Origin of the sequence: Serratia plymuthica NBRC 102599, from assembly GCF_001590925.1 — a bacterium.
Classification (GTDB): domain Bacteria; phylum Pseudomonadota; class Gammaproteobacteria; order Enterobacterales; family Enterobacteriaceae; genus Serratia; species Serratia plymuthica.
Window position 1 is genome coordinate 63344 of the sequence record NZ_BCTU01000029.1, and the last position, 23067, is coordinate 86410.

Consider the following 23067-nt stretch of genomic DNA (forward strand, 5'->3'; position numbering starts at 1 on the left):
AACGTCAGCTATGCACTCCGCTTGCGAAACAGACTGCGCAACGCCACGCTGTTGCGCAGAAAGCCCACGCCGACGCCCAGCAGGGTGTAAATAATCCCCAGCACCAGCAGCATCACCACATCGCCCCACACTTCGTTAAGCGACAGCCCCATCTGGTTAACCCCGGCTATCGCCTTGGTGGCCCAGGTGGAGGGGATGCAATAGGAAATGGTTCGCACCCAGCCCGGCATCGCCTGCAGCGGCCAGATGGTGCCGGAGAGGTAGAATATCGGCGTGGTGATAAATGCCAGCGTCAGGTAGATCATCTCGACGCTGCGCAAGCACTCGGTCACCAGCTTGCCCAACCCCAGCACCGCCAGCAGGAACGGGAAGGTCAGCAACAGAATTTCCGGGATGCCCGCCGTCTGGCGGTAGCCCAGCACCCACGGCCACAGCACAAACAGCACGATCGACAGGAATAACCAGATCGGCAGCAGCGCCGTCAACCCGCCCAGATGCGCCGCCAACGGTGCTTTACCGCCCGGCGTACTCTTCATGGCGATGCTGACGCGTATGCAGGCGATCAACAACGAGTGCTGCAACAGCATGACCAGCAGGCCGGGGAAAATGATTGCCGCAAAGCTGATGCCGGGGTTGAACACGTCCAGCGTCTGCCCCACGATCGGCGTCAGGATCACCTGCGCCTGGCGTTCGCTGAAACCGCTGCGCAGCAGCAGCCCGTTGTTGTACTGGCTCAACAGTTGTTGATAAGCCGCCACTACGTCCTGCTGGATCTGGCCGTTGGCCAGGCGGTTGGTCGCGTCGCCGTACACCGGCACCACGATATTCTGCCCGCTCAGGATCTTTTTCTCCAGATCCACCGGCATGATGATCACCGCAAACAGCTTGCGCCAGCCAAGGTCTCGCTGGGCCTGCTCCTGGCTGTCGTAGGTCTGGATCGCGATTTTCGAGGTGGCGTCCAGTTGGCGGATCAACTGGCGGCTGGCGGTGCTATGGTCCTGATCGACCACGCCAACCGGCAGATCCCACACCGTGCGGTTGGCATACACCATGCTCATGATGCACAACGACAGGAGCAGCATCAGCCACATCGGCCGTTCCAGCATGCCAAGCAGCACCCGGACAAAGGTTTGCCAATAGATCTTCATCCCGCGCCCCCTTCCTTCAACAACCGCTGCAACAGCCGGTTACGTACCAGCAGCGCGGTAACCAGCGGATAGACCGCCAGCAGCGCACAGACGCTGAAGATGGCACTGGCCGGCACCTGCCGCAGGAACACGTCGAACATGGCGTACAGCGCGTGGGTCAGCGGCTCGATATTGGAGATAATGCGCGCCGGCAGCGGCATCGATAGCTCCGGCACTGCCATGCCCGAGAAGGTCAACGCGATACTCACCAGGATGCCGATCAGGCTGTAGGCAGTGATAGTGCTGCCGGTAAAGGTAAACAGCAGCAGGCCGACGCTCTGCGCCGCCATCACGTAGAAAAAGGCGATCATCAGCATAAACAAGGGATTGCCGCTGACGCGGGCGTCAAAAATGCCCACCAGCGCCGCGATCTCCACCATCAGCAGGCTGGTGAAACACAGGGTGTAAGGCGCCAGTTTGCCGAGCAGCGCCAGGCTGAACGGCCTGGCCTTCAACAGCGACTTGCTGCGCGCCAGCACGTAAATCATGCAGGTCACCACAAACAGCTGCAGCAGGTGAATGGTGGCCGCGAACTGCTGATAATAAATATAGCTGCCGCTGGCGTTGAACAAACTGCCGTACGACAGCGTGACGTCCGCCAGAGGCGGCAGCGTTTTGCCCATCTCCCCGGCGATGATGCTGCGGGTGCTGGCGTTTATTTCCGTCATCAGGCCGCTGAAATCCTGAGTGGAATACAGCCCGGCGCCGTAAAACAGCGCGTTGTAATACATCACCACACTCGGCTGTTTGCCCGCCAGCGCGTTGGCCTCGAAATCCGGCGGGATGTAAAGCAGCGCATAATCCTGCGCGCTGCGCAGGCGGTGCAGCGATTCATCCAGCCCGCCATCGTAGGCTTCGACGTGGGCATGGGAGCCAGCATCCAGCTTGCGGGTCAGTGATTTGGACAGAGAGCTGTGATCGCTATCCACCACCGATACCGGCAAATCGAGCAAGGTGCCTTCCGAGAAGTTGCTGCTGATCAGGCCAAACAGCATCAGCGGGAAGATCCAACTTAGCCAGTGCACCACCGGGCTGCGAAAGGCGATGCGGCACTCGTTGTCAAACGCGTGGCTGAAGCAGCGCCAACCGGCCTTTACTCTTTCCATAGCCATAGGCTGCTCATCCCCGGACGCAGACCGTCCACCGGCTGTGACGGATACAGGCGCACTTCAAAGGTTTTCAGATCGAAGTCACCGGTGGCGCGGGTGGCGCGTTTGGTGGCGTAATCGCCCAGCGGCGCGATGTAGCGTACCTCTGCCTCAATCATTTTGTTCTGCAGCGCCGGCACCCGCATTTGGATCTTATCGCCTTTGCGTACGTGAGCCAGAATGTCTTCGCGCAGGTTAAACACGAAGTAGGCATCCGGTACGCGGATCAACGTCACCAGCGGGCTACCGGCATTCAGCAGTTCACCCACTTCCGCCGGGATCGGCCCCACTTCGCCGTCCACCGGCGCTAAAACCCGCAGATCGTCGGTTTGGGCTTTCACTTCCAGCAGGTTCTCTTCCGCCGCCCGCAGCGCCGCGGCGTATTGCTGCCGCAGTTCGATACGGTCGCCGTTGACGCCTTCGTCCAGATTGGCCTTGGCGGCCTGCACCTGTTGGAAAGCGGTATCGCGCGAACGGCGCGAGCTGTCCAGCTCGGATTTCGAGATATAGCCTTTGCCGGCGATACTCAGGTTGCGATTGTAATCATTCTGCGCATTGCGGTATTGCGCCTCGGCCTGCGCCAGGCTGGCGCGCAGATTGCGGATGCTCTCTTCACGCGTGCCATGCAGCGACTGATCAAGCTGCGCTTTGGCCTCATCGCGCGTCGCCTGTGCGGAACGCAGCTGCGCCATCAGTTCCGGGCTGTCGAGCTGAATCATCGCCTGCCCGCCCTTTACGTCATCGCCACGCTCCACCAGGCGCTCGATCACCCGCCCCTTGGCTTTGGAGGCCACAATCACTTCCGGCGCATCCACCTCGCCCTGCAACAGCAGATCCTGATTATGCGCGCGGAACAATATCGCCAGAGCGATCGCCACCACCATCAACAACAGGGTAAACAGCGTCTTTTTTTTCATTATTCAGGCTCCCGGAAGGGTAAGCGGCAGGTGGGGATCATCACGTCCATATTTTAATAGGCTCTAAAAAGACCATTTTTCTCATAAGGATACCACAAGCACATATATCCTCTTTTATAACCCTAAATTGGATTATGCTTTTAACGCTAAAGCACATTCGACTTTGTAGTTTGCAGACTCCTGCAATCGCCCTTTAAGCGATCACTCCTCTGATGGACGATGTCATGACTGAAAAAACCGTGGTACCGCTTTCGGTACTGGACTTATCCCCCATTCCGCAAGGGGCCAAACCGCGCGATGCGTTTCACGCCTCTTTAGATTTAGCACAACATGCCGAAAAATGGGGCTATCAGCGCTATTGGTTGGCGGAACATCACAATATGACCGGTATCGGCAGTGCGGCCACCTCGGTGCTGTTGGGCTTTCTGGCCGCCGGTACCCAGAGCATTCGCCTCGGCTCCGGCGGCGTGATGCTGCCTAACCATGCGCCGCTGGTGATTGCCGAACAGTTCGGCACGCTGGAATCGTTGTACCCGGGACGTATCGATCTGGGCCTTGGCCGCGCGCCCGGTACCGATCAGCGCACCATGATGGCGCTGCGCCGCCACCTGTCCGGCGAAGTGGATAACTTCCCGCGTGACGTGCAGGAACTGCAGCATTATTTCTGCGATGCGCAGCCAGGCCAACCGGTGCAGGCCGTGCCGGGCCAGGGCTTGCATGTGCCGATCTGGCTACTGGGCTCGAGCCTGTACAGCGCACAGCTGGCGGCACAGCTTGGTCTGCCGTTCGCCTTCGCTTCCCACTTTGCGCCGGAAATGCTGTTCCAGGCGCTGAAGCTGTATCGCGATAACTTCAAACCTTCCGAGCAATGCGCACAGCCGCATGCCATGGTGTGCGTCAACGTGGTGGCCGCCGACAGCGACGAAGAGGCCCGCCGGCTGTTCACCTCGATGCAACAGCAATTCATTAACCTGCGCCGCGGTTCGCCGGGCCCGTTGCCGCCGCCGGTGGACAATATCCACGCGCTATGGAGCGCCGGAGAGCAATACGGTGTCGATCAGGCGCTGCGCATGTCGATAGTCGGTAATGAAAGCACCGTTCGCCACGGGTTGCAGGCGCTGCTGCGTGAAACCGGCGCGGATGAAATCATGGTCAACGGCCAGATCTTTGACCATCAGGCACGGCTGCATTCGTTTGAGATTGTCGCCGGAGTGAAAGGCGATGTGGTGAAAGGCTAAATGAACGGTGGGGGAAATGGCTTCCCCCACCTTTAACCGGGCCGTCAGGCCTGTTTTATCGCTTCATGCACCTGCTGGCGGCGTTCGGCCCGCAGAAACAGCAACGTGCGGCTCAGCAACACCAGCATCAGGCAAAATTCGGCCGCAATCGCCACCAGCACTGCATTCAGGTAATTACCGGGCGCCAAATGCAGCATCTGCACCAGCAGCGTGCCCAGCAGGATCGGCCCCAACCCCAACGCCGTCTGTTGCACCGTAGCCAGCATGGCACTGCCGGAGCCGGCGTGCTCTGTCGGTACGTCAGACAGGCCGATGCGAAAGAAACTGCTGACGATAAACGCCTGCCCGAAGCCAATCAACACCGTCGCCGGGATCAAATTCCACAGCCCCGGATGCGGCCAGACCAGTTTCAACGTCAACATCAGCGCCAACAGACCCACCATCTGGATCAGGCAGCCAAACATCAGCGTCCGCACCTTGCCGAAGTGCTCCACCACCGTGCTGCTCAGCAGCGATGAAAGAAAATAGGCCGCCCCGAGCGCGATAAACGCATTGCCTGACTGGAATGAGCTCAACCCCGCGCCGGATTGCAGCGTCAGCGCCATCACAAACATAAAGCCGCTCCAGCAGGAGAAGAACAGGATGGCGATCACCAGCCCGAAGCGCACGCTCGGCAAGCGCAGCAGCGCCGGCGGCAACAACGGGAAATTACGCCGTTGCTCCTGTCGCCGTTCGACCTGCCAAAGTAACCACAACAGCGGGATGCTGGCCGCCAGCAGCACCAGGCAAGGCCACGGCCAGTGCCATACCGGCCCCAATGCCAGCGGGAACAGCAGGCAGGCGATGGTCAATCCAAGCAACAGCGTGCCGGGGAGATCGACATTCACCCGCTTTTCCCCACGGGTATTCGGCACCCAGCGGTGGGCGCAGGCCAGCACCAACAGGCACACCGGAATATTAATCAGGAATACGCTGCGCCAGCCGCTGCCGGCAATATCAAGAGTGATCAGCAACCCGCCCAGCACCTGGCCGACGATAAACGCCAGCCCACCGATAGCCCCGTACATTCCCAGCGCCTTGGTATGTTCGCGGCCCCGCAGGCACACATGAATGGTGGCCAGGATTTGTGGCACGATAAACGCCGCGCCAACCCCCTGCAACACGCGAGCCACCAGTAACAGCCAGACGGAGTTCGCCAATCCGCACATCAATGAGGCCACGGCAAATATCCGCACGCCCCACAGGAACAGGGTGCGCCGCCCCAGGTTATCCCCCAAGCGGCCGCCCATCGCCAGACAGACGGCGAACGCCACGCCGTAGACCGCCACAATCAGTTCCAACTGCGCCGGGCTGGCTCCCAGCGACTGCGCTATCGCATCCAGCCCGACATTCACGATGGAAAAATCGATCATCGGCAGCAACTGCCCCGCCAATAAAATAATTAACCCCGCGCGGCCCAGCTTGGCCGCCGTTGATGGTGCGCTCATGCTTCTCATCCATTGTGTTAACCCAGGAATGTGATTAGCATCACCTTTAAAGCAAACGGGTACCAGTGCTTGATTATCATGGTATAAAAACTACCGGTCTTGTTGCAGGAGTAAATTGTTCATGCCCGTAACTACCCGCACTACCTCTGGCGTTCACGCCGATAACCGCAAGCTGTTGGGCGCTTTTCTGCGCACGCGCCGCGAGAGCCTGGATCCCAACCGGCTGGGGCTTGCGCGTATGCGTCAACGCCGCACGCCCGGCCTGCGCCGTGAAGAAGTCGCGCAGTTGGCCGACGTTGGCATCACCTGGTACACCTGGCTGGAACAGGGGCGGCCGATTCAAGCCTCGCCAAAAACGCTGACCGCGATCGCCAACGCGCTGCAATGCAACGAAGCGGAAACTCACCACCTGTTCAGGCTGGCGGGACAAAGCTTGCCGGCGTCTACGCAAAGCGACGGCTGTGAGCCGTTGTCGGCATACGGGCAAAAAATCCTTGATCAGCTCGACCCGCTGCCGGCAATCATTTCCAACGCACGCTTCGATATCCTGGGTTTCAACCGGGCCTATTGCCTGCTGATGGGCGTCGAACTGGCCGAACTGCCACCGGAAGATCGTAACTGTATCTATTTGGCGTTCACCCACGAACACTGGCGTGCCAGCCAGTTGGACTGGGATGAAGTGATGCCGAAAATGGTGGCGCTGTTTCGCGCGCAAATGGCGGAGCATTTGGGCGAACCGATCTGGGAGGCGCAACTGGCGCGCTATCTGGCGGTCTCTGAGGATTTCCGCACCCTCTGGGAGAGGCATGAGGTGCGCAGCATCGACAACAACGTCAAACGCTTTCGCCATCCGTTAGTCGGGGTGATGAGCCTGCGGCAGAATAACTGGTGGTCAGCGCCGCGCAACGGCGATCGGATGCTGGTGTATGTGCCGGCAGATGAGCAGAGTGAACGCCGCCTGCATCAGTTGACCGGCGGCGCAGAGTAACTTTGGGGTCAGCGTTGGATAAGGTAGCGGATGGTCGGACCGTCCTGCTGGATATCCAGCACCTTGTAACCGTGGTTGCGCGCGTCGAGCGGAATGTTGTTGATCGACTGCGGGCAATCGCTGATTACCTCCAGGATTTCCCCCGGTTTCAGCTGCGGCATGGCTTCCAGCGTCGCCACCGCCGGGTAGGGGCAAGGCTCGCCGAGCATATCCAGCCGGTAATCCGGCACTATCGCCGCCTGTTTCATGACACTCTCCTTAAATTAACCACCTGTGCGTCGGGTTTGGCGCGGAAAAAGCGTTTCTCCCACCACAGCATCGCGGCAAACGCCAGCGCCAGCAGCAGGTAAGTGACCAGCAGGCCGCCGATCGGCCCGAAGGTGTCCAGCAGGTTGACCTTGTCGTAATCGGTAGCCAGCGCCGGGGCCAAATCGTCCCAGTAGTAAGCCAGCAGCGTGGCACCGATGATATTGCCCAGCCCGACCCACCAATAATGCACCTGCCCTTCCACCGCGCGGTACATCCAGCCGGTCTCGCAGCCGCCGGCCAGTACGATGCCGAAACCGAACAACAACCCGCCAATTACCGCATTGGGGCCGGCCCACATGATTTTAGGCGCAACGCCGAGCTGCACGTAACTGAAAATACCGATGGCGCTGACCGCCATGCCGATAATGATCGCTTTCGCCATGTGGGTGCGGCCGGTGATCCACAGATCGCGGAACGCCGAGGTGAAGCAGATCTGCGCGCGTTCAATCAACAAACCAAAACCGATGCCGAACAGCATGGCGATACCCAGCTTCGGCGCATCAAACAGCGTCCATAGCGACCAGGCGATCGACAGGCAAAAAATCACCATGCCCAGGCGGAAACGACGACGCGCCTGCTCTGGCTTTTGCGTCAGCGGCGCGGCAGCCTGCACTTTTTGCAGTTTTATCGGAATACGAAACAGCGGTAGCAGGGTAAATTTGGCGCCAAAGTAAGAACCGGCTGCGGTCGCCAGCGCGAAGAACCAGGCGTGCAGCGAGAACTGCGGAATGCCGGTAAAGAATGCCGCCAGGTTACACCCCATCGCCAGCCGCGCGCCGAAGCCGGCGATAATGCCGCCCAACAGCGCCTGCACAATGCGGATACTGTGCTGTGGCCGGCGTAGCTTGATGTTGTTGGCCCACAGCGCGGCGGCGACACAGCCGGCGAACATACCGATGATCATCCGGCCGTCGATGCGTTGCAACGGCGTGCCCTCAAGGCCAATGACCTTAAAGTAACCCCATTGCTCAGGATGCAGACCGAACGCCTGCAACAGATGGCCGCCCCAGCGGGTAAATTCGCCGGTTACCGCCCAGAAGGTGCCGGTCATGCCGAAGTAGTAAGTCGAGAGTATCCCGGCGGCAATCACCGCCGGCAGTGGCGCCCAAAAGCGCACCAGGTATTGAGATTTAAATTGCTGCCAACTCATGGCATCTCCTGTGCGTAGTATCCATAAGAAAAAACCTTATAAAGGATACGCCATTTAACCGCGCTTAACGGCAAATTTCAGGTATAAAAAAACCAGCCCGAAGGCTGGTTTTTCAGTGTGACTAACCGCGAACGGTTAAATCAGACGTTATGCATCACCGAAACGGCGACGTGGTGCAGCCGGAGCGGCATCATCACGACGCGGCGCGCGTTGACCGTCACGGCTGGCGTTGCCACGACGTTCGCCAGCTGCAGCAGGAGCACCGCCTTCGCGACGCTCACTGAAAGAACGACGCGGTGCACCGGCGCCGGCACCTTCACGACGTTCGCCGTTGAACGGACGACCACCGCCACGACGCTCGCCACCTGCACCTGGAGCACCGCCTTCGCGACGCTCACGACGTTCATGCGGCTGCGCATCGCCCAGCAATTGCATGTTCATCGGCTTGTTCAGGATGCGGGTACGGGTGAAGTGAGACAGGATCTCGCCCGGCATGCCTTTTGGCAGTTCGATGGTGGAGTGACCGGCAAACAGCTTGATGTTACCGATGTAACGGCTGCTGATGTCACCTTCGTTAGCGATCGCGCCAACGATATGACGAACTTCCACACCGTCATCACGGCCCACTTCAATGCGGTACAGCTGCATTTCGCCAACGTCACGACGTTCGCGACGTGGGCGCTCGGCACCACCGTCACGGCTGTCTGGACGCGCTTCACGGCGACGGTCGTTGCCACGATCAGAGCCACGCTCGTCACGGTCGTTGAACTCACGACGTTGACGCGGTTTGAACACCGGATCCGGTGGCAGAATCAGAGGACGTTCGCCCTGTGCCATTTTCAGCAGTGCTGCGGCCAGGGTTTCCATTTCCAGCTCTTCTTCCGGCTGCAGTTTAGCCAGCAGTGCGCGGTACATGTCCAGATCGCTGCTTTCCAGCTGTTGCTGTACTTTAGCGGCGAACTTGGCCAGACGACGCTCACCCAGCAGCTCTGCATTTGGCAGCTCAACTTCTGGAATGGTCAGCTTCATGGTGCGTTCGATGTTGCGCAGCAGGCGGCGTTCGCGGTTTTCCACGAACAGCAGTGCACGGCCGGCGCGACCAGCACGACCGGTACGGCCGATACGGTGAACGTAAGACTCGGAATCCATAGGGATGTCGTAGTTCACAACCAGGCTGATACGCTCCACGTCCAGACCACGAGCGGCAACGTCGGTAGCGATCAGGATATCCAGACGACCGTCTTTCAGACGCTCCAGGGTCTGCTCACGCAGTGCCTGGTTCATGTCACCGTTCAGTGCGGCGCTGCTGTAACCGCTGCGCTCGAGCGCTTCAGCCACTTCCAGGGTCGCGTTTTTGGTACGCACGAAGATGATCGCCGCATCAAAGTCTTCAGCTTCCAGGAAACGCACCAGCGCTTCGTTCTTGCGCATGCCTTGCGCAGTCCAGTAGCTCTGGCTGATGTCCGGACGGGTAGTGATGCTGGACTGAATGCGCACTTCCTGCGGATCTTTCATGAAGCGACGGGTAATGCGACGGATCGCTTCCGGCATGGTTGCAGAGAACAGCGCGGTCTGATGTTCAGCCGGGATCTCCGCCATGATGGTTTCTACGTCTTCGATAAAGCCCATGCGCAGCATTTCGTCGGCTTCATCCAGCACCAGACCGCTCAGGTTAGAGAGGTTCAGCGTGCCGCGTTTCAGGTGGTCCAGCAGACGGCCTGGGGTACCCACTACGATTTGTGGGCCCTGACGCAAGGCGCGCAGCTGTACGTCGTAACGTTGGCCGCCGTACAGGGCAACAACATTAACGCCAGTCATATGTTTAGAGAAATCAGTCATCGCTTCAGCAACCTGAACCGCCAGTTCGCGGGTCGGTGCCAGCACCAGAATCTGTGGTGCCTTCAGGGAAGCGTCAAGGTTGTGCAGCAGTGGCAGCGAGAACGCTGCAGTTTTACCGCTACCGGTCTGTGCCATGCCCAGCACATCACGGCCGTTCAACAGGTGAGGAATACACTCAGCCTGGATCGGTGACGGTTTTTCGTAGCCCAGATCGGTCAGGGCAGAAATGATAGGAGCAGACAGCCCCAGGTCAGCAAAAGAGGTTTCAAGCTCAGTAGTCATGTACACGTGCCTCATTAATAATGGCAGCCAGTCTACATAACTCGTCGAGAAAATTTTCAGTCATTTTCATTGAAAAGTGTGAACCGGCTCAAATTAGATTATAAAACGAACAAAGAAGCCCTCGCCCGTTAAGGCGATAACTTTGGCTATAAAACCAATGTATATCAGGCTGATAGTTGTTCGTCAGCTATTGCTGGTCCGATTCCGATAGGTCGTCTTGTTCTTGGCCCAACAGCGCCAATTCCAACAATGCATAGCGGTGCTCAACGAAATTATGAACGTTGTTAGCAACCGTCAGTTTGAACAGCGCCGAAGCGGTGTCCTTGTCCCCCAGACTCAGGTAGTGTTTACCCAAATAGAAGTCAGTTTCACTGAGATGCTCAGCGAGCGAAGTGTTATCCGTTGCATCTGCCTTGAGCTTTTCCATCAGCGTTTTTTCACTGATGTTGCCCAGGTAGAATTCGACAATATTCCATCCCCATTGCCCTCGGTTCGCTTTGTCATAACGCTGCTGGAGCGCTACGTCAGCCTTCTTGGGATCGATTTCTCTTTCCACAAGATACAGCCACAACGAACGGAAGGGATCGTTTGGGTCGTCTTGATAAAACGCCTGCAGATCATCCTGCGCCAACGGGAAGCGGCCGCCATAATACAGTGCGATGCCCCGGTTTAAACGCGCGTAATTGTAAGTTGGATCAAGCTCTAGTACAGAATCAAACGCTTCATAGGCAGCATCAAAATTGCCTGCCTGCGTTAAGTAAATGCCCAGGTAGTTGAAAACTTCTGGCATATCAGGACGTATCGCCAGCGCTTGCGAGAAATCATTGCGCGCCAGTGCACGTAGCCCGAGGCTATCATACAGCACACCGCGCTCATATAAAAGCTGCGCACGCTCATCGTCCGTCAGTGCCCGGCTGGCAAGTATTTGTTCCATGCGCGCCAGGATCACTTCCTGCTGCAGCGTTGGCTGCAACGGGATCGCCAAAACTTCGTCTTTACGCCAATCATGGTTGCTGCATCCTGCCAGCATGAGTGCTGTCGCAACGTAACACCAGCGCAAGAAAGGCTTCATTTCCCACTCCCGAAGACAAACATTGGATGAACATCCTGTCATCCGTTTGCTAATACGCAGGCATCCTACCCGCGCGATACGAACAGCTCCCAACCCCATGGCGGGGAGCTGTAAATCTATCTATACAGTTATTCTGCTTCAGGCGCAGGTGCAGATGAACCTGCTTCTGGCGCTGTAGCTTCTTTGATGCTCAGACGCACACGGCCCTGACGGTCAACTTCCAGTACCTTAACCGGTACTTCCTGACCCATCTGCAGATAGTCGGTCACTTTCTCAACGCGCTTGTCAGCGATTTGAGAGATGTGCACCAGACCTTCTTTACCACCGCCGATCGCCACGAATGCGCCGAAATCAACGATACGGGTCACTTTACCCTGGTAAATACGGCCCACTTCGATCTCTGCGGTGATCTCTTCGATGCGGCGGATAGCGAACTTGGCTTTCTCACCGTCGGTAGCAGCAATTTTAACCGTACCATCATCTTCGATTTCGATGGTAGTGCCGGTCTCTTCGGTCAGCGCACGGATGACAGAGCCGCCTTTACCGATCACGTCTTTGATCTTGTCCGGGTTGATTCGGATGGTGTGGATACGTGGTGCGAACTGAGAGATATCGCCACGCGGGGTGCTGATAGCCTGTTCCATCACGCCCAGGATGTGCAGACGCGCGCCCTTGGCCTGGTTCAGTGCCACCTGCATGATTTCGCGGGTGATGCCTTCAATTTTAATGTCCATCTGCAGCGCGGTAATACCGTCACGGCTACCGGCTACTTTGAAGTCCATGTCGCCCAGGTGATCTTCGTCACCCAGAATGTCGGACAGAACGACAAAGTTATCTTGTTCTTTAACCAGGCCCATTGCGATACCTGCAACGGCGGCCTTGATTGGCACGCCTGCGTCCATCAGCGCCAGAGAGGCACCACAGACAGAAGCCATTGAAGAAGAACCGTTGGATTCGGTGATTTCAGAAACCACACGCACCGTGTACGGGAAATCCTCTGGTTTAGGCATCATAGCCAATACACCGCGTTTCGCCAGGCGACCGTGACCAATTTCACGACGTTTAGGCGAACCCACCATACCGGTCTCACCTACGGAGTACGGAGGGAAGTTGTAGTGGAACAGGAAGCTGTCGGTTTTCTCACCCATCAGCTCATCCAGGTTTTGCGCGTCACGGGCGGTGCCCAGCGTTGCAGTAACCAGAGCCTGAGTCTCGCCACGGGTGAACAGTGCGGAACCGTGGGTACGCGGCAGCACGCCGGTGCGCACGTCCAGACCACGGATCATGTCTTTTTCACGGCCGTCGATACGCGGCTCGCCACGCAGCACGCGGCTACGTACAACGTTTTTCTCAACGCTGCCCAGGATGTCCTGAATTTCAGACGCGTCCAGGGTTTCGTCCTGTGCCAGCAGGGTTTCAATTACGCTGCTCTTGATCGCATCTACCTGAGCGTAACGCTCTTGTTTCTCGGTGATGTGATAAGCGTCGCCCAGACGGCTTTCTGCCAGTTCTGCAACGCGCGCGTGCAGCGCTTCGTTGACTGCAGGTGCCTGCCAGTCCCACTTAGGCTTACCGGCTTCGGCAACCAGGGAGTTGATGTTCTCGATAACAATCTGCTGTTGCTCATGGCCAAAGACCACAGCGCCCAGCATCTGATCTTCGCTCAGAACGTCAGCTTCGGATTCAACCATCAGCACTGCGCCAGCGGTACCGGCAACCACCAAGTCCAGGCTGCTTTCTTTCAGCTCGTCGGTCGTTGGGTTCAGCACGTACTGATTGTTGATGTAACCCACGCGTGCAGCGCCGATTGGGCCGTTGAACGGAATACCGGACAGGCTCAGGGCAGCAGAAGCGCCGATCATCGCAACGATGTCCGGGTTTACCTGCGGGTTAACGGAAACTACGGTCGCGATCACTTGCACTTCATTCAGGAAGCTGTCCGGGAACAGTGGACGGATCGGACGGTCAATCAGGCGTGAGGTCAGGGTTTCGCCTTCGCTCGGACGGCCTTCACGACGGAAAAAGCTGCCCGGGATACGACCAGCAGCGTAAGTACGCTCCTGATAGTTAACGGTCAGTGGGAAGAAGCTTTGGCCTGGCTTGGCTTTTTTCTGGCCAACTACGGTAACGAATACTGCGGTGTCATCCATGCTCACCATAACGGCGGCGGTGGCCTGACGAGCCATCATACCGGTCTCGATGGTGACGGTATGCTGGCCATACTGGAATTTGCGAATGATCGGTGTCAGCAAAATTATATCCTTGATTAACGGCGCGCAATCGTATTGACGACTCGACACGCCAGTGACTCGATTTGCCTTCTCACTACATCCTCGCGACTAATGACAATCCTTATCTCAAGCCTGAGACAAAGCCTCTCATTAGCCGCGCGAACCTCTGTAACGGAAGAACCTGTTTGGAAACATCAGTAATACATTAACCTGATTTGCTTATGCTTCCTAGAAGAAAGGGGCCAAAATAGGCCCCTTTCCGCTGAAACTTGCTAGATTAGCGACGCAGACCCAGACGCTCGATCAGGCTGGTGTAACGTGCTACATCTTTACGCTTCAGGTAATCCAGCAGCTTACGACGCTGAGAAACCATACGCAGCAGACCACGACGGCTGTGGTGATCTTTTTTGTGTTCTGAGAAGTGGCCTTGCAGATGGTTGATCTGCGCAGTCAACAGGGCAACCTGAACTTCGGTAGAACCGCTGTCGTTAGTACCACGACCAAAATCAGCTACGATTTGAGCTTTAGCTTCAACACTTAGAGACATTGTCATACTCCAGATTATAGATAATAAATACAGGCGCCGATCTCTAATTCAGCAACCCAATGCATAAGCTGCGCCATTCTACTCTTAGCGCAGTGCGATCGCAAGGCAGTGCGTTTTTCCACCCTCAGTCGAAATGTTCGACCACCAGGCGACGCGGCGCTACGCGACCGTCATCGGCGATGTCACCTACGCCGATAAATTTACGCTCTTCACCTTCGGTCATTCGCACCATGCCCGAGGCCGGTGCGCCGGCAACCTGTACCGGCTGCCCCTGCTTGACGTAACCCGCAACGACCGGCAGCAAATTCACTTCCGGGTAGTTTTCTACCGGGCTGTCCATCGGCATCAGCAACGGATCGAGCAACTCGCCAGGCGCGATTTCCTGCGCCTGGGCTTGATCCAGCAACGCGTTCAACTGCTCAAGCGTGACCATACGTTCGATCGGATAAGTCGCTACCTGCAAACGACGCAGATAGATCACGTGCGCGCCGCAGCCCAGCAGTTCACCGAGATCATCGGTGATGGTGCGGATGTAGGTGCCTTTCGAACAGTGGATTTCCAACTCCAGCTCGTCGCCTTCCCAGCGAATGAACTGCAGTTCATACACCGTGATGCTACGCGCTTCACGCGGCACTTCGATACCCTGGCGCGCATACTCGTAGAGTTTCTTGCCCTGGTACTTCAGCGCCGAGTACATCGACGGCACTTGCTTGATATCGCCGCGGAAACTGTCCAGCGCCGTATCGAGTTGCGCCTGAGTGAAATTCACCGGGCGCTCTTGCACAATCTGGCCGTCCGCATCCGAGGTGTCGGTACGCTGACCCAGCTTGGCAATGACACGATAGCGTTTATCGGAGTCGAGCAGGAATTGCGAGAACTTGGTCGCCTCACCCAGGCAAATCGGCAGCATGCCTGTCGCCAGCGGATCGAGCGCGCCGGTGTGGCCCGCGCGATTGGCGTTATAAAGGCGTTTCACTTTTTGCAGAGCGTCGTTGGACGACAGACCCTGCGGTTTGTCCAGCAACAGTACGCCGTGAATATCACGGCCGCGGCGACGAGGGCGACTCATTAAGCCTCCTCGTCATCGCCTGATGCAGAACGGCGTTCGGCGTCATTCTTCACGACGTTGGTCACCAGGTTGGACATGCGCATGCCTTCCACCAGTGAGTTGTCGTACGCGAAGGTCAGCTCAGGCACCACGCGCAGGCGCATGGCTTTACCCAGCAGCGTGCGGATGTAGCCGGAAGCGTCTTCCAGCGCTTTAATGCCTTTAGGCACCAGATCCGGATCGGCGTTTTCGGTCAACACGTTCAGGAAGGTGACGTAAACCTTGGCATAGGCCAAATCACGAGAAACTTCTACACCAGAAACGGTAGCCATGCCGATACGCGGATCTTTGACTTCACGCTGCAGAATGATAGCAATCTCTTTTTGCATCTCTTGTGCCACGCGCTGACCGCGGCTGAATTCTTTTGCCATTATGGATTCTCCAGACAAATCGGGGGGCACAAGGCCCCCCGGAACAGACTTAAGCAGATGTGCAAGCGTTAAGCGATGGTGCGTTGAATCTCAATGATTTCGAACACTTCGATCATGTCGCCGACGCGCACGTCGTTGTAGTTCTTAACGCCGATACCACATTCCATGCCGTTACGGACTTCGTTAACGTCATCTTTGAAGCGGCGCAGGGATTCCAGCTCGCCTTCATAGATAACCACGTTGTCGCGCAGAACGCGGATTGGGTTGTGACGCTTGATCGTCCCTTCGGTAACCATACAACCTGCGATGGCACCAAATTTCGGAGATTTGAACACGTCACGCACGGCGGCCAGACCGATAATCTGCTGCTTGTACTCAGGCGCCAGCATACCGCTCATCGCCTGCTTCACTTCGTCGATCAGGTTATAGATGACGGAGTAGTAACGCAGATCCAGGCTTTCAGCTTCAATCACGCGGCGCGCAGAAGCGTCGGCACGGACGTTGAAGCCCAGAATGATAGCGTTGGAAGCCGCTGCCAGCGTTGCGTCGGTTTCGGTGATACCCCCCACGCCGGAGCCGACAATCTTCACTTTCACTTCGTCGGTAGAGAGTTTCTGCAGTGATTCGGAAATCGCTTCACAAGAACCCTGTACGTCAGATTTCAGTACGATGTTCAGCTCAGAAACTTCACCGTCGGTCATGTTAGCGAACATGTTTTCCAGTTTAGATTTCTGCTGACGCGCCAGCTTAACTTCGCGGAACTTGCCTTGACGGTACAGCGCAACTTCACGCGCTTTCTTCTCGTCACGCACCACGGTCGCTTCATCACCGGCGGCAGGAACGCTGGACAGGCCCAGGATCTCAACCGGAATAGAAGGACCCGCAGAGGTCACTTCGCGACCCAGTTCGTCACGCATGGCACGTACACGGCCGTATTCGAAGCCACACAGAACGATATCGCCTTTGTTCAGCGTACCTTCCTGTACCAGCACGGTAGCAACCGGACCACGACCTTTATCCAGGAAGGATTCGATAACCACGCCGCTGGCCATGCCGCTGCGTACGGCTTTCAGTTCGAGAACTTCGGCCTGCAACAAGATAGCGTTCAGCAGTTCGTCGATACCGGTACCGGCTTTCGCAGATACGTGAACGAACTGTGCTTCGCCGCCCCACTCTTCCGGCATAACGCCGTACTGGGACAGTTCCTGCTTAACGCGGTCCGGATCGGCTTCCGGCTTGTCGATTTTGTTCACTGCAACCACCAACGGCACCTTCGCTGCTTTCGCATGCTGAATAGCTTCGATGGTTTGCGGCATCACGCCGTCGTCGGCTGCAACAACCAGAACAACGATGTCTGTCGCCTGAGCACCGCGGGCACGCATTGAGGTAAAGGCTGCGTGGCCTGGGGTATCCAGGAAGGTGATCATGCCGTTGTCGGTTTCTACGTGGTAAGCACCGATATGCTGGGTAATACCACCGGCCTCGCCTGCTGCCACCTTGGTGGAGCGGATGTAGTCCAGCAGAGAAGTTTTACCGTGGTCAACGTGGCCCATGATGGTCACGACAGGTGCACGTGACTCGGCAGCAGCACCGGTATCACGGTCGCTCATCAGCGCTTCTTCCAGCTCGTTCTCACGACGCAGGATAACTTTGTGGCCCATCTCTTCGGCAACCAGCTGTGCGGTTTCCTGGTCGATGACCTGGTTAATGGTGGCCATTGCGCCCAGTTTCATCATCGCTTTGATGACCTGAGAGCCTTTAACCGCCATTTTGTTAGCCAGTTCGGCTACGGTGATGGTTTCGCCGATCACAACGTCACGGTTAACCACCTGAGCCGGCTTGTTGAAGCCCTGCTGAAGAGTACTTGGCTTACGCTTGCCTTTACCGCCACGGGTAACGGCGCGCGCTTCTTCACGGTCTGCTTTAGACTCGGAAAGCTTGTTGCCTTTCTTCTGCTTGGTCGCTTTACCGCCACGAGTGCGGGCGCGGCGCTCGCCTTCAACTTTGGCGTCGTTTTCGTCTTCGGCTGCACGGGCGTGCTGAGAGGTGGTCACGTGGTAATCGGCTGTTTCAACCGCAGCGCTTGCTGCTTCAGCTTCGGCCCACTTCTCGCCGTTCTCTTCGGCCATACGGCGCGCTTCTTCCGCTACGCGTTTGGCGTCTTCTTCAACCTTGCGGCGCACTTCTTCTTCCGCTTTACGTTTCAGTTCTGCGGCTTCGGCTTCACGGCGTGCTTTTTCTGCCTGAGCTGGCTTGGTCATTTCGTCGGTATGTTGATTGGTCACTTTTTCTTTTTCCGCTGAATTACGCTTAGCAATCTCCGCGGCCTCACGTTTGGCTTGGTCTTCGGCTGCGCGCTTTGCTTCTGCTTCGCGTTTCGCCAGCTCTTCCGCTGCGCGCTGTGCCTGCTCTTCCGCTTCACGCTGTGCCTGCTCTGCCGCTTCAGCCTGTTGGGCTTCTGGCGTATCGCGATTTACATAAGTGCGTTTCTTGCGGACTTCGATTTGCACCGATTTACTTTTACCGCCGGTGCTCGGAATATTCAAGGTGCTGCGCGTTTTGCGCTGCAACGTGAGCTTACCCGGCGCACTACCGTGTTCACGGTTAAGGTGCGCCAGTAAGGCTTCTTTCTCGTGCTGGGTCACAGAGTCTGTCTCAGACTTGTTAATCCCTGCATCAGCAAACTGCTGTACCAGGCGATCAACTGGAGTCTGAATCTCTGCTGCCAGCGATTTTACGGTTACATCTGTCGTCATGCTGTTCCTTCCTGCTACAGTTTATTACGCGTTGTCGCCAAACCAACAGATATTACGTGCGGCCATAATCAGCTCGCCGGCTTGCTCATCGCTAAGCCCTTCAATATCCGCCAGATCGTCAACACCCTGCTCGGCAAGATCTTCCAGCGTACAAACCCCACGCGCGGCCAGTTTAAAGGCCATGCTGCGCTCAAGACCCGGAAGGTTGAGCAAATCGTCAGCAGGTTTTTGGTCGCCCAGGCTCTCTTCTTGGGCCAGGGCAAGCGTGGTCAATGCAGCTTTGGCGCGATCGCGCAACGCTTCAACCATATCTTCATCCAGACCGTCAATTTCCAGCAGCTCTTTGATTGGCACGTAAGCCAACTCTTCCAGAGTAGAGAAGCCTTCTTCGACCAGTACGGTGGCGAAATCTTCGTCGATATCAAGATACTTGGTGAAGGTATCAATGGCGGCATGAGCTTCGGCCTGGTGCTTGGCCTGCAGATCGTCCGCCGTCATCACGTTCAGTTCCCAACGGTCATCGTCACGATGCTGTTTTAACAATTGGGAAGCCAAACGCACGTTTTGGCCATTACGGCCGATCGCCTGTGCCAGATTGCTGGCTTCGACGGCGATATCCATGGTGCAATTATCTTCATCAACCACGATCGAGGCAACGTCTGCCGGCGCCATGGCGTTGATGACGAACTGCGCAGGGTTATCATCCCACAGGATGATATCGATACGTTCGCCGCCGAGTTCGCTCGAAACGGCCTGAACGCGCGCACCGCGCATACCTACGCAAGCGCCGACCGGGTCGATGCGTTTGTCGTTGGTTTTCACAGCAATTTTTGCACGGGAGCCAGGATCACGGGCTGCCGCTTTAATTTCAGTCACTTCTTCGCCGATTTCCGGCACTTCGATGCGGAACAGTTCTTTCAGCATCTCTGCACTGGAACGGCTGACGAACAGCTGTGCGCCACGAGCTTCAGGGCGGACGGCGTACAATATGCCGCGAATTCGGTCGCCCGGACGGAAGTTTTCGCGCGGCAGCATGTCTTCACGGCCAATGACCGCTTCTGCGTTGCTGCCCAGGTCCAGCGCAATGCTGTCACGGTTAACTTTCTTCACCACGCCGGTGACGATTTCACCTTCGTGCTGACGGAAAGCGTCGACGACCATGGCGCGTTCGGCTTCACGTACTTTCTGTACGATAACCTGTTTCGCGGTTTGGGTGGTGATGCGGTCAAAGGTCACAGATTCGATCTGATCTTCAATGTACCCGCCCAACTCTTCATACTGAGCGGCTTCCAGCGTGATTTCACGCGTTGGCTGGGTCACTTCATCTACGGCGACCCAACGACGGAAGGTATCGAAATCGCCGGTTTTGCGGTCAATGCTGACGCGAACCTCAATTTCCTGCTCGTATTTTTTCTTGGTTGCGGTGGCTAATGCGGTTTCCAACGCTTCGAAAATCTTCTCACGCGGAAGGGATTTTTCGTTGGAAACAGCTTCAACAACAGCCAGAATCTCTTTATTCATCCTAGTTGCCTCATCCAAACTTTAAAAGTGGGGTACCAGGTTCGCTTTCTGGATGTTGCTCAGCGCGAACACTTCATCTTTCCCTTCCACAGTAACCGTGATCATCTCGCCATCGACAGACTTGATAATGCCCTGCCATTTGCGACGGTTCTGTACGGCCATGCGCAGGACCAAGCTGACTTCTTCACCGAGGAAACGAGTATAGTGCTCAGCGGTGAACATCGGGCGATCAAGGCCAGGAGAGGAGACTTCCAAGTTGTAAGCGACTGTGATTGGCTCTTCGACGTCCAATACAGCGCTGACCTGGTGGCTGACATCAGCACAATCGTCAACATTGATGCCGTTTTCACTATCAATATAGATACGGAGCGTCGATTGGCGCGCACGAATAAATTCGATGCCTACAAGCTCAAAGCCCAACGCTTCTACCGGTGCCGAAAGCATCTCTGTTAATTTTTGCTCTAATGTGGACAAGCCCACCCCCAAGACATAAAAAAAGGGCCTAATAGCCCAGTGATTCTGTTGCCAAATAACAAAAAACCCCGAAAATTCGGGGCTTTATGCAACTGGACCCTGTTTTCCGCAAAGCGGCTTCGGTGCAACTTTCTAACAAGTGTCATTTTCAAATGTTGTTCGAGAAAAGCGGAATTCAATCGAAAAGTGTATTTGAAAATAAACACTTAAAGGAAAGTGGTTGCGGGGGCCGGATTTGAACCGACGACCTTCGGGTTATGAGCCCGACGAGCTACCAGGCTGCTCCACCCCGCGTCCGAAAACGTGGCAAATATTACGCCGATAATTGCAAAATTGCAAGTTATCTCTGGGATTTGGTACCGAGGATGGGACTCGAACCCACAAGCCCGTTAGGGCACTACCACCTCAAGGTAGCGTGTCTACCAATTCCACCACCTCGGTACTGATTCTTGCTGCTAACGGCTGTTATTTTATTGAGGTAACAACAACCGTTTTCAAACTCTGTGACTGCTTGCCGCTTACTGTGGGATATCGCTGCTCGGCTTGGTTGGTGCTGCCGGTGCGGTAGTCTGCTCAGATTTCACTGGCTGACCCAGGTTTTCCCACTCGCTGCCTTTCTTGCTCTGGTTGGTGCTCAGGTTGCCCAGGATCAAACTGATGACGAAGAACAATGCCGCCAGAATAGCCGTCATGCGGGTCATGAAGTTACCGGAACCACTCGAACCGAACAACGTGCCAGACGCACCTGCTCCGAATGAGGCTCCCATATCAGCGCCTTTACCTTGCTGCAGCATAATCAGAGCAACAAGCCCGATTGAGATCAGCAGGAAAATTACCAGAAGAGCTTCGTACATAGTTGTACCCGTATCCTTGCGGCTTCACCGCGTGCCAAATGCTTCACACCCCAAAGGCTTCTTTTCTATTAAGAAGTCGCAGGCGTTGTATCAAACTGCCCACTGAAGCGGGTGTGAATACTAACCAAAGCCGTTAACCCGCGCAAGGGCAATTTGCAGCAGCCGGCGTGTTTGCGGAAAAAAACACCAATAAAATTCGCAGGCTGTGTTTTCCGGGGGCCCCAAACAGCCCCCGGCTCTCGGCAATCCGTTAACCGGCAGCCTTTACAGCATCGGCGATACGGTGTGCCAGCGCGGTAACCTGCTGTTCATCCTCACCTTCCACCATCACGCGGATCAAGGGTTCGGTACCTGATTTACGCAAAAGAACGCGGCCACGGCCAGCCAACTCGGTTTCAACCTGCTCGGTGACTTTACGCACATCGTCAGACTCCAACGGGTTGTGCTCGCCGACAAAACGCACGTTAACGAGGATCTGCGGCAACAGTTTCATGCCGCTGCACAGGTCGTGCAAACTCATGCTGTTACGCACTATCGCGGTCAGCACCTGCAGGCCGGCGATGATGCCATCACCCGTTGTGGTTTTATCCAGCAGGATCACGTGGCCGGAGTTTTCTGCGCCGATGCGCCAGCCCAGCTCCTGTAGCTTCTCCAGTACGTAGCGGTCACCCACTTTCGCACGGGCAAACGGGATACCAAGCTGCTTGAGCGCCAGTTCCAGGCCCATGTTACTCATCAGCGTACCGACTGCACCACCGCGCAACTGGCCCTGACGCAACCCCTCACGGGCGATGATGTACAGGATCTGGTCGCCATCCACTTTGTTGCCAAGGTGATCAACCATCATCACGCGGTCGCCATCACCGTCAAACGCCAGACCGACGTGCGCTTTTTCCAGCAGTACGCGTTCTTGCAGTTGGCGAACGTCGGTGGCGCCGCATTTCTCATTGATGTTCATGCCATCCGGCTCAACGCCGATAGCAATCACCGTAGCGCCCAGCTCACGCAACACGCTCGGTGCGATGTGGTAGGTCGCGCCGTTGGCGCAGTCCACCACGATTTTCAGGCCCTTCAGGCTCAGTTCGCTCGGGAAGGTGCCTTTGCAGAATTCGATGTAACGGCCGGCGGCATCGATAATCCGGCTCGCCTTACCCAACTCGGCAGACTCCACGCAGGTCAGCGGTTTTTCCATTTCGGCTTCAATGGCCTCTTCGACATGATCCGGCAGCTTGGCCCCATCAATGGAGAAGAATTTAATACCGTTGTCGTAGAATGGGTTATGTGATGCAGAGATCACGATACCGGCCTCGGCACGGAAGGTACGCGTCAGATAAGCCACCGCCGGCGTCGGCATCGGACCGGTGAAAGAAGCGGATAACCCCGCAGCGGCCAGGCCGGCCTCCAGCGCCGACTCCAGCATGTAGCCGGAAATTCGGGTATCTTTACCGATAATGATTTTACGGGAGCCGTGACGTGCCAGTACCTTACCCGCAGCCCAGCCAAGTTTCAGCACGAAATCCGGGGTAATAGGACTATCGCCGACTTTGCCACGAATGCCGTCGGTACCAAAATATTTGCGCTCGCTCAT

General features: G+C 56.6%; 20 protein-coding genes and 2 tRNA genes. 2 read left to right on the forward strand and 20 right to left on the reverse strand.

What is annotated here, in order from left to right; genetic code table 11:
• Nucleotides 1-8 precede the first annotated feature (8 nt).
• From SPL01S_RS19695 to SPL01S_RS19705, 3 genes are read right to left on the reverse strand one after another with little or no spacing between them, the layout of a single operon-like run.
• Entirely contained in the window at nt 9-1148 is a 1140-nt protein-coding gene (locus SPL01S_RS19695) for an ABC transporter permease (RefSeq protein WP_006323279.1), read from the reverse strand.
• Nucleotides 1145-2299 (reverse strand): ABC transporter permease, encoded by a 1155-nt coding sequence (locus SPL01S_RS19700; protein WP_006323277.1) that lies wholly within the window; start codon nt 2297-2299, stop codon nt 1145-1147. The genes SPL01S_RS19695 and SPL01S_RS19700 overlap by 4 nt, the downstream gene beginning before the upstream one ends.
• Nucleotides 2281-3252: an HlyD family secretion protein gene (locus tag SPL01S_RS19705; protein WP_062869326.1), complete on the reverse strand. Its 972-nt coding sequence runs from the start codon at nt 3250-3252 to the stop codon at nt 2281-2283. Before SPL01S_RS19705 ends, SPL01S_RS19700 begins: the two co-directional genes overlap by 19 nt.
• A gap of 224 nt (nt 3253-3476) precedes the next feature.
• Between SPL01S_RS19705 and SPL01S_RS19710 the strand changes: the two genes are divergently transcribed.
• The gene (locus SPL01S_RS19710; RefSeq protein ID WP_174523967.1) at nt 3477-4490 is read left to right on the forward strand and encodes a luciferase-like monooxygenase; all 1014 of its coding nucleotides are present in this window, start codon (nt 3477-3479) and stop codon (nt 4488-4490) included.
• 44 nt (nt 4491-4534) lie between these two features.
• On the opposite strand, the gene SPL01S_RS19715 is transcribed toward SPL01S_RS19710, so the two are convergent.
• Complete coding sequence (locus SPL01S_RS19715) at nt 4535-5977, reverse strand: MFS transporter (RefSeq protein ID WP_063202393.1); 1443 nt, start codon at nt 5975-5977, stop codon at nt 4535-4537.
• 121 nt (nt 5978-6098) lie between these two features.
• Between SPL01S_RS19715 and SPL01S_RS19720 the strand changes: the two genes are divergently transcribed.
• Nucleotides 6099-6965 carry a helix-turn-helix transcriptional regulator gene (locus SPL01S_RS19720; protein ID WP_062869317.1) on the forward strand — a complete coding sequence of 289 codons (867 nt, stop codon included), beginning with the start codon at nt 6099-6101 and terminating at the stop codon, nt 6963-6965.
• Between the two features lie 8 nt (nt 6966-6973).
• Here the strand turns inward: SPL01S_RS19720 and yedF are convergent, their stop codons facing one another.
• The 16 genes from yedF to glmM all read right to left on the reverse strand — a co-directional run bounded on the left by yedF (nt 6974) and on the right by glmM (nt 23067).
• Nucleotides 6974-7213, reverse strand: a complete 240-nt coding sequence (gene yedF, locus SPL01S_RS19725) for a sulfurtransferase-like selenium metabolism protein YedF (RefSeq protein ID WP_004952879.1) — start codon at nt 7211-7213, stop codon at nt 6974-6976.
• A complete protein-coding gene (gene yedE, locus SPL01S_RS19730) occupies nt 7210-8424 on the reverse strand; it encodes a selenium metabolism membrane protein YedE/FdhT (RefSeq protein ID WP_063202395.1) in 1215 nt (404 codons plus the stop codon). Before yedE ends, yedF begins: the two co-directional genes overlap by 4 nt.
• A 147-nt stretch (nt 8425-8571) precedes the next feature.
• Nucleotides 8572-10545: a DEAD/DEAH family ATP-dependent RNA helicase gene (locus SPL01S_RS19735; protein WP_062869313.1), complete on the reverse strand. Its 1974-nt coding sequence runs from the start codon at nt 10543-10545 to the stop codon at nt 8572-8574.
• Entirely contained in the window at nt 10535-10615 is an 81-nt protein-coding gene (gene yrbN / locus SPL01S_RS25860; protein WP_096335046.1) for a protein YrbN, read from the reverse strand. The genes SPL01S_RS19735 and yrbN overlap by 11 nt, the downstream gene beginning before the upstream one ends.
• Nucleotides 10616-10732: 117 nt before the next feature.
• Nucleotides 10733-11617 (reverse strand): lipoprotein NlpI, encoded by an 885-nt coding sequence (gene nlpI, locus SPL01S_RS19740; RefSeq protein WP_004952871.1) that lies wholly within the window; start codon nt 11615-11617, stop codon nt 10733-10735.
• A gap of 128 nt (nt 11618-11745) precedes the next feature.
• Complete coding sequence (gene pnp, locus SPL01S_RS19745) at nt 11746-13869, reverse strand: polyribonucleotide nucleotidyltransferase (protein ID WP_062869311.1); 2124 nt, start codon at nt 13867-13869, stop codon at nt 11746-11748.
• Between the two features lie 256 nt (nt 13870-14125).
• Nucleotides 14126-14395: a 30S ribosomal protein S15 gene (gene rpsO, locus SPL01S_RS19750; RefSeq protein ID WP_004933502.1), complete on the reverse strand. Its 270-nt coding sequence runs from the start codon at nt 14393-14395 to the stop codon at nt 14126-14128.
• A gap of 124 nt (nt 14396-14519) precedes the next feature.
• Nucleotides 14520-15464, reverse strand: a complete 945-nt coding sequence (gene truB / locus SPL01S_RS19755) for a tRNA pseudouridine(55) synthase TruB (protein ID WP_063202398.1) — start codon at nt 15462-15464, stop codon at nt 14520-14522.
• Nucleotides 15464-15874, reverse strand: coding sequence for a 30S ribosome-binding factor RbfA (gene rbfA / locus SPL01S_RS19760; protein WP_004952863.1), 411 nt, complete (start codon nt 15872-15874; stop codon nt 15464-15466). Before rbfA ends, truB begins: the two co-directional genes overlap by 1 nt.
• Before the next feature lie 68 nt (nt 15875-15942).
• Nucleotides 15943-18630, reverse strand: a complete 2688-nt coding sequence (gene infB, locus SPL01S_RS19765; RefSeq protein WP_004952860.1) for a translation initiation factor IF-2 — start codon at nt 18628-18630, stop codon at nt 15943-15945.
• Nucleotides 18631-18654: 24 nt separating this feature from the next.
• The gene (gene nusA, locus SPL01S_RS19770) at nt 18655-20151 is read right to left on the reverse strand and encodes a transcription termination factor NusA (protein ID WP_063202400.1); all 1497 of its coding nucleotides are present in this window, start codon (nt 20149-20151) and stop codon (nt 18655-18657) included.
• Between the two features lie 21 nt (nt 20152-20172).
• The gene (gene rimP / locus SPL01S_RS19775) at nt 20173-20625 is read right to left on the reverse strand and encodes a ribosome maturation factor RimP (protein ID WP_004952852.1); all 453 of its coding nucleotides are present in this window, start codon (nt 20623-20625) and stop codon (nt 20173-20175) included.
• A 217-nt stretch (nt 20626-20842) separates the two neighbouring features.
• Nucleotides 20843-20919, reverse strand: a tRNA-Met gene (locus SPL01S_RS19780).
• Between the two features lie 60 nt (nt 20920-20979).
• Nucleotides 20980-21066 (reverse strand) — tRNA-Leu (locus SPL01S_RS19785).
• A 77-nt stretch (nt 21067-21143) separates the two neighbouring features.
• Nucleotides 21144-21479, reverse strand: coding sequence for a preprotein translocase subunit SecG (gene secG / locus SPL01S_RS19790; RefSeq protein WP_004952849.1), 336 nt, complete (start codon nt 21477-21479; stop codon nt 21144-21146).
• Between the two features lie 250 nt (nt 21480-21729).
• Nucleotides 21730-23067, reverse strand: a complete 1338-nt coding sequence (gene glmM / locus SPL01S_RS19795) for a phosphoglucosamine mutase (protein WP_004952846.1) — start codon at nt 23065-23067, stop codon at nt 21730-21732.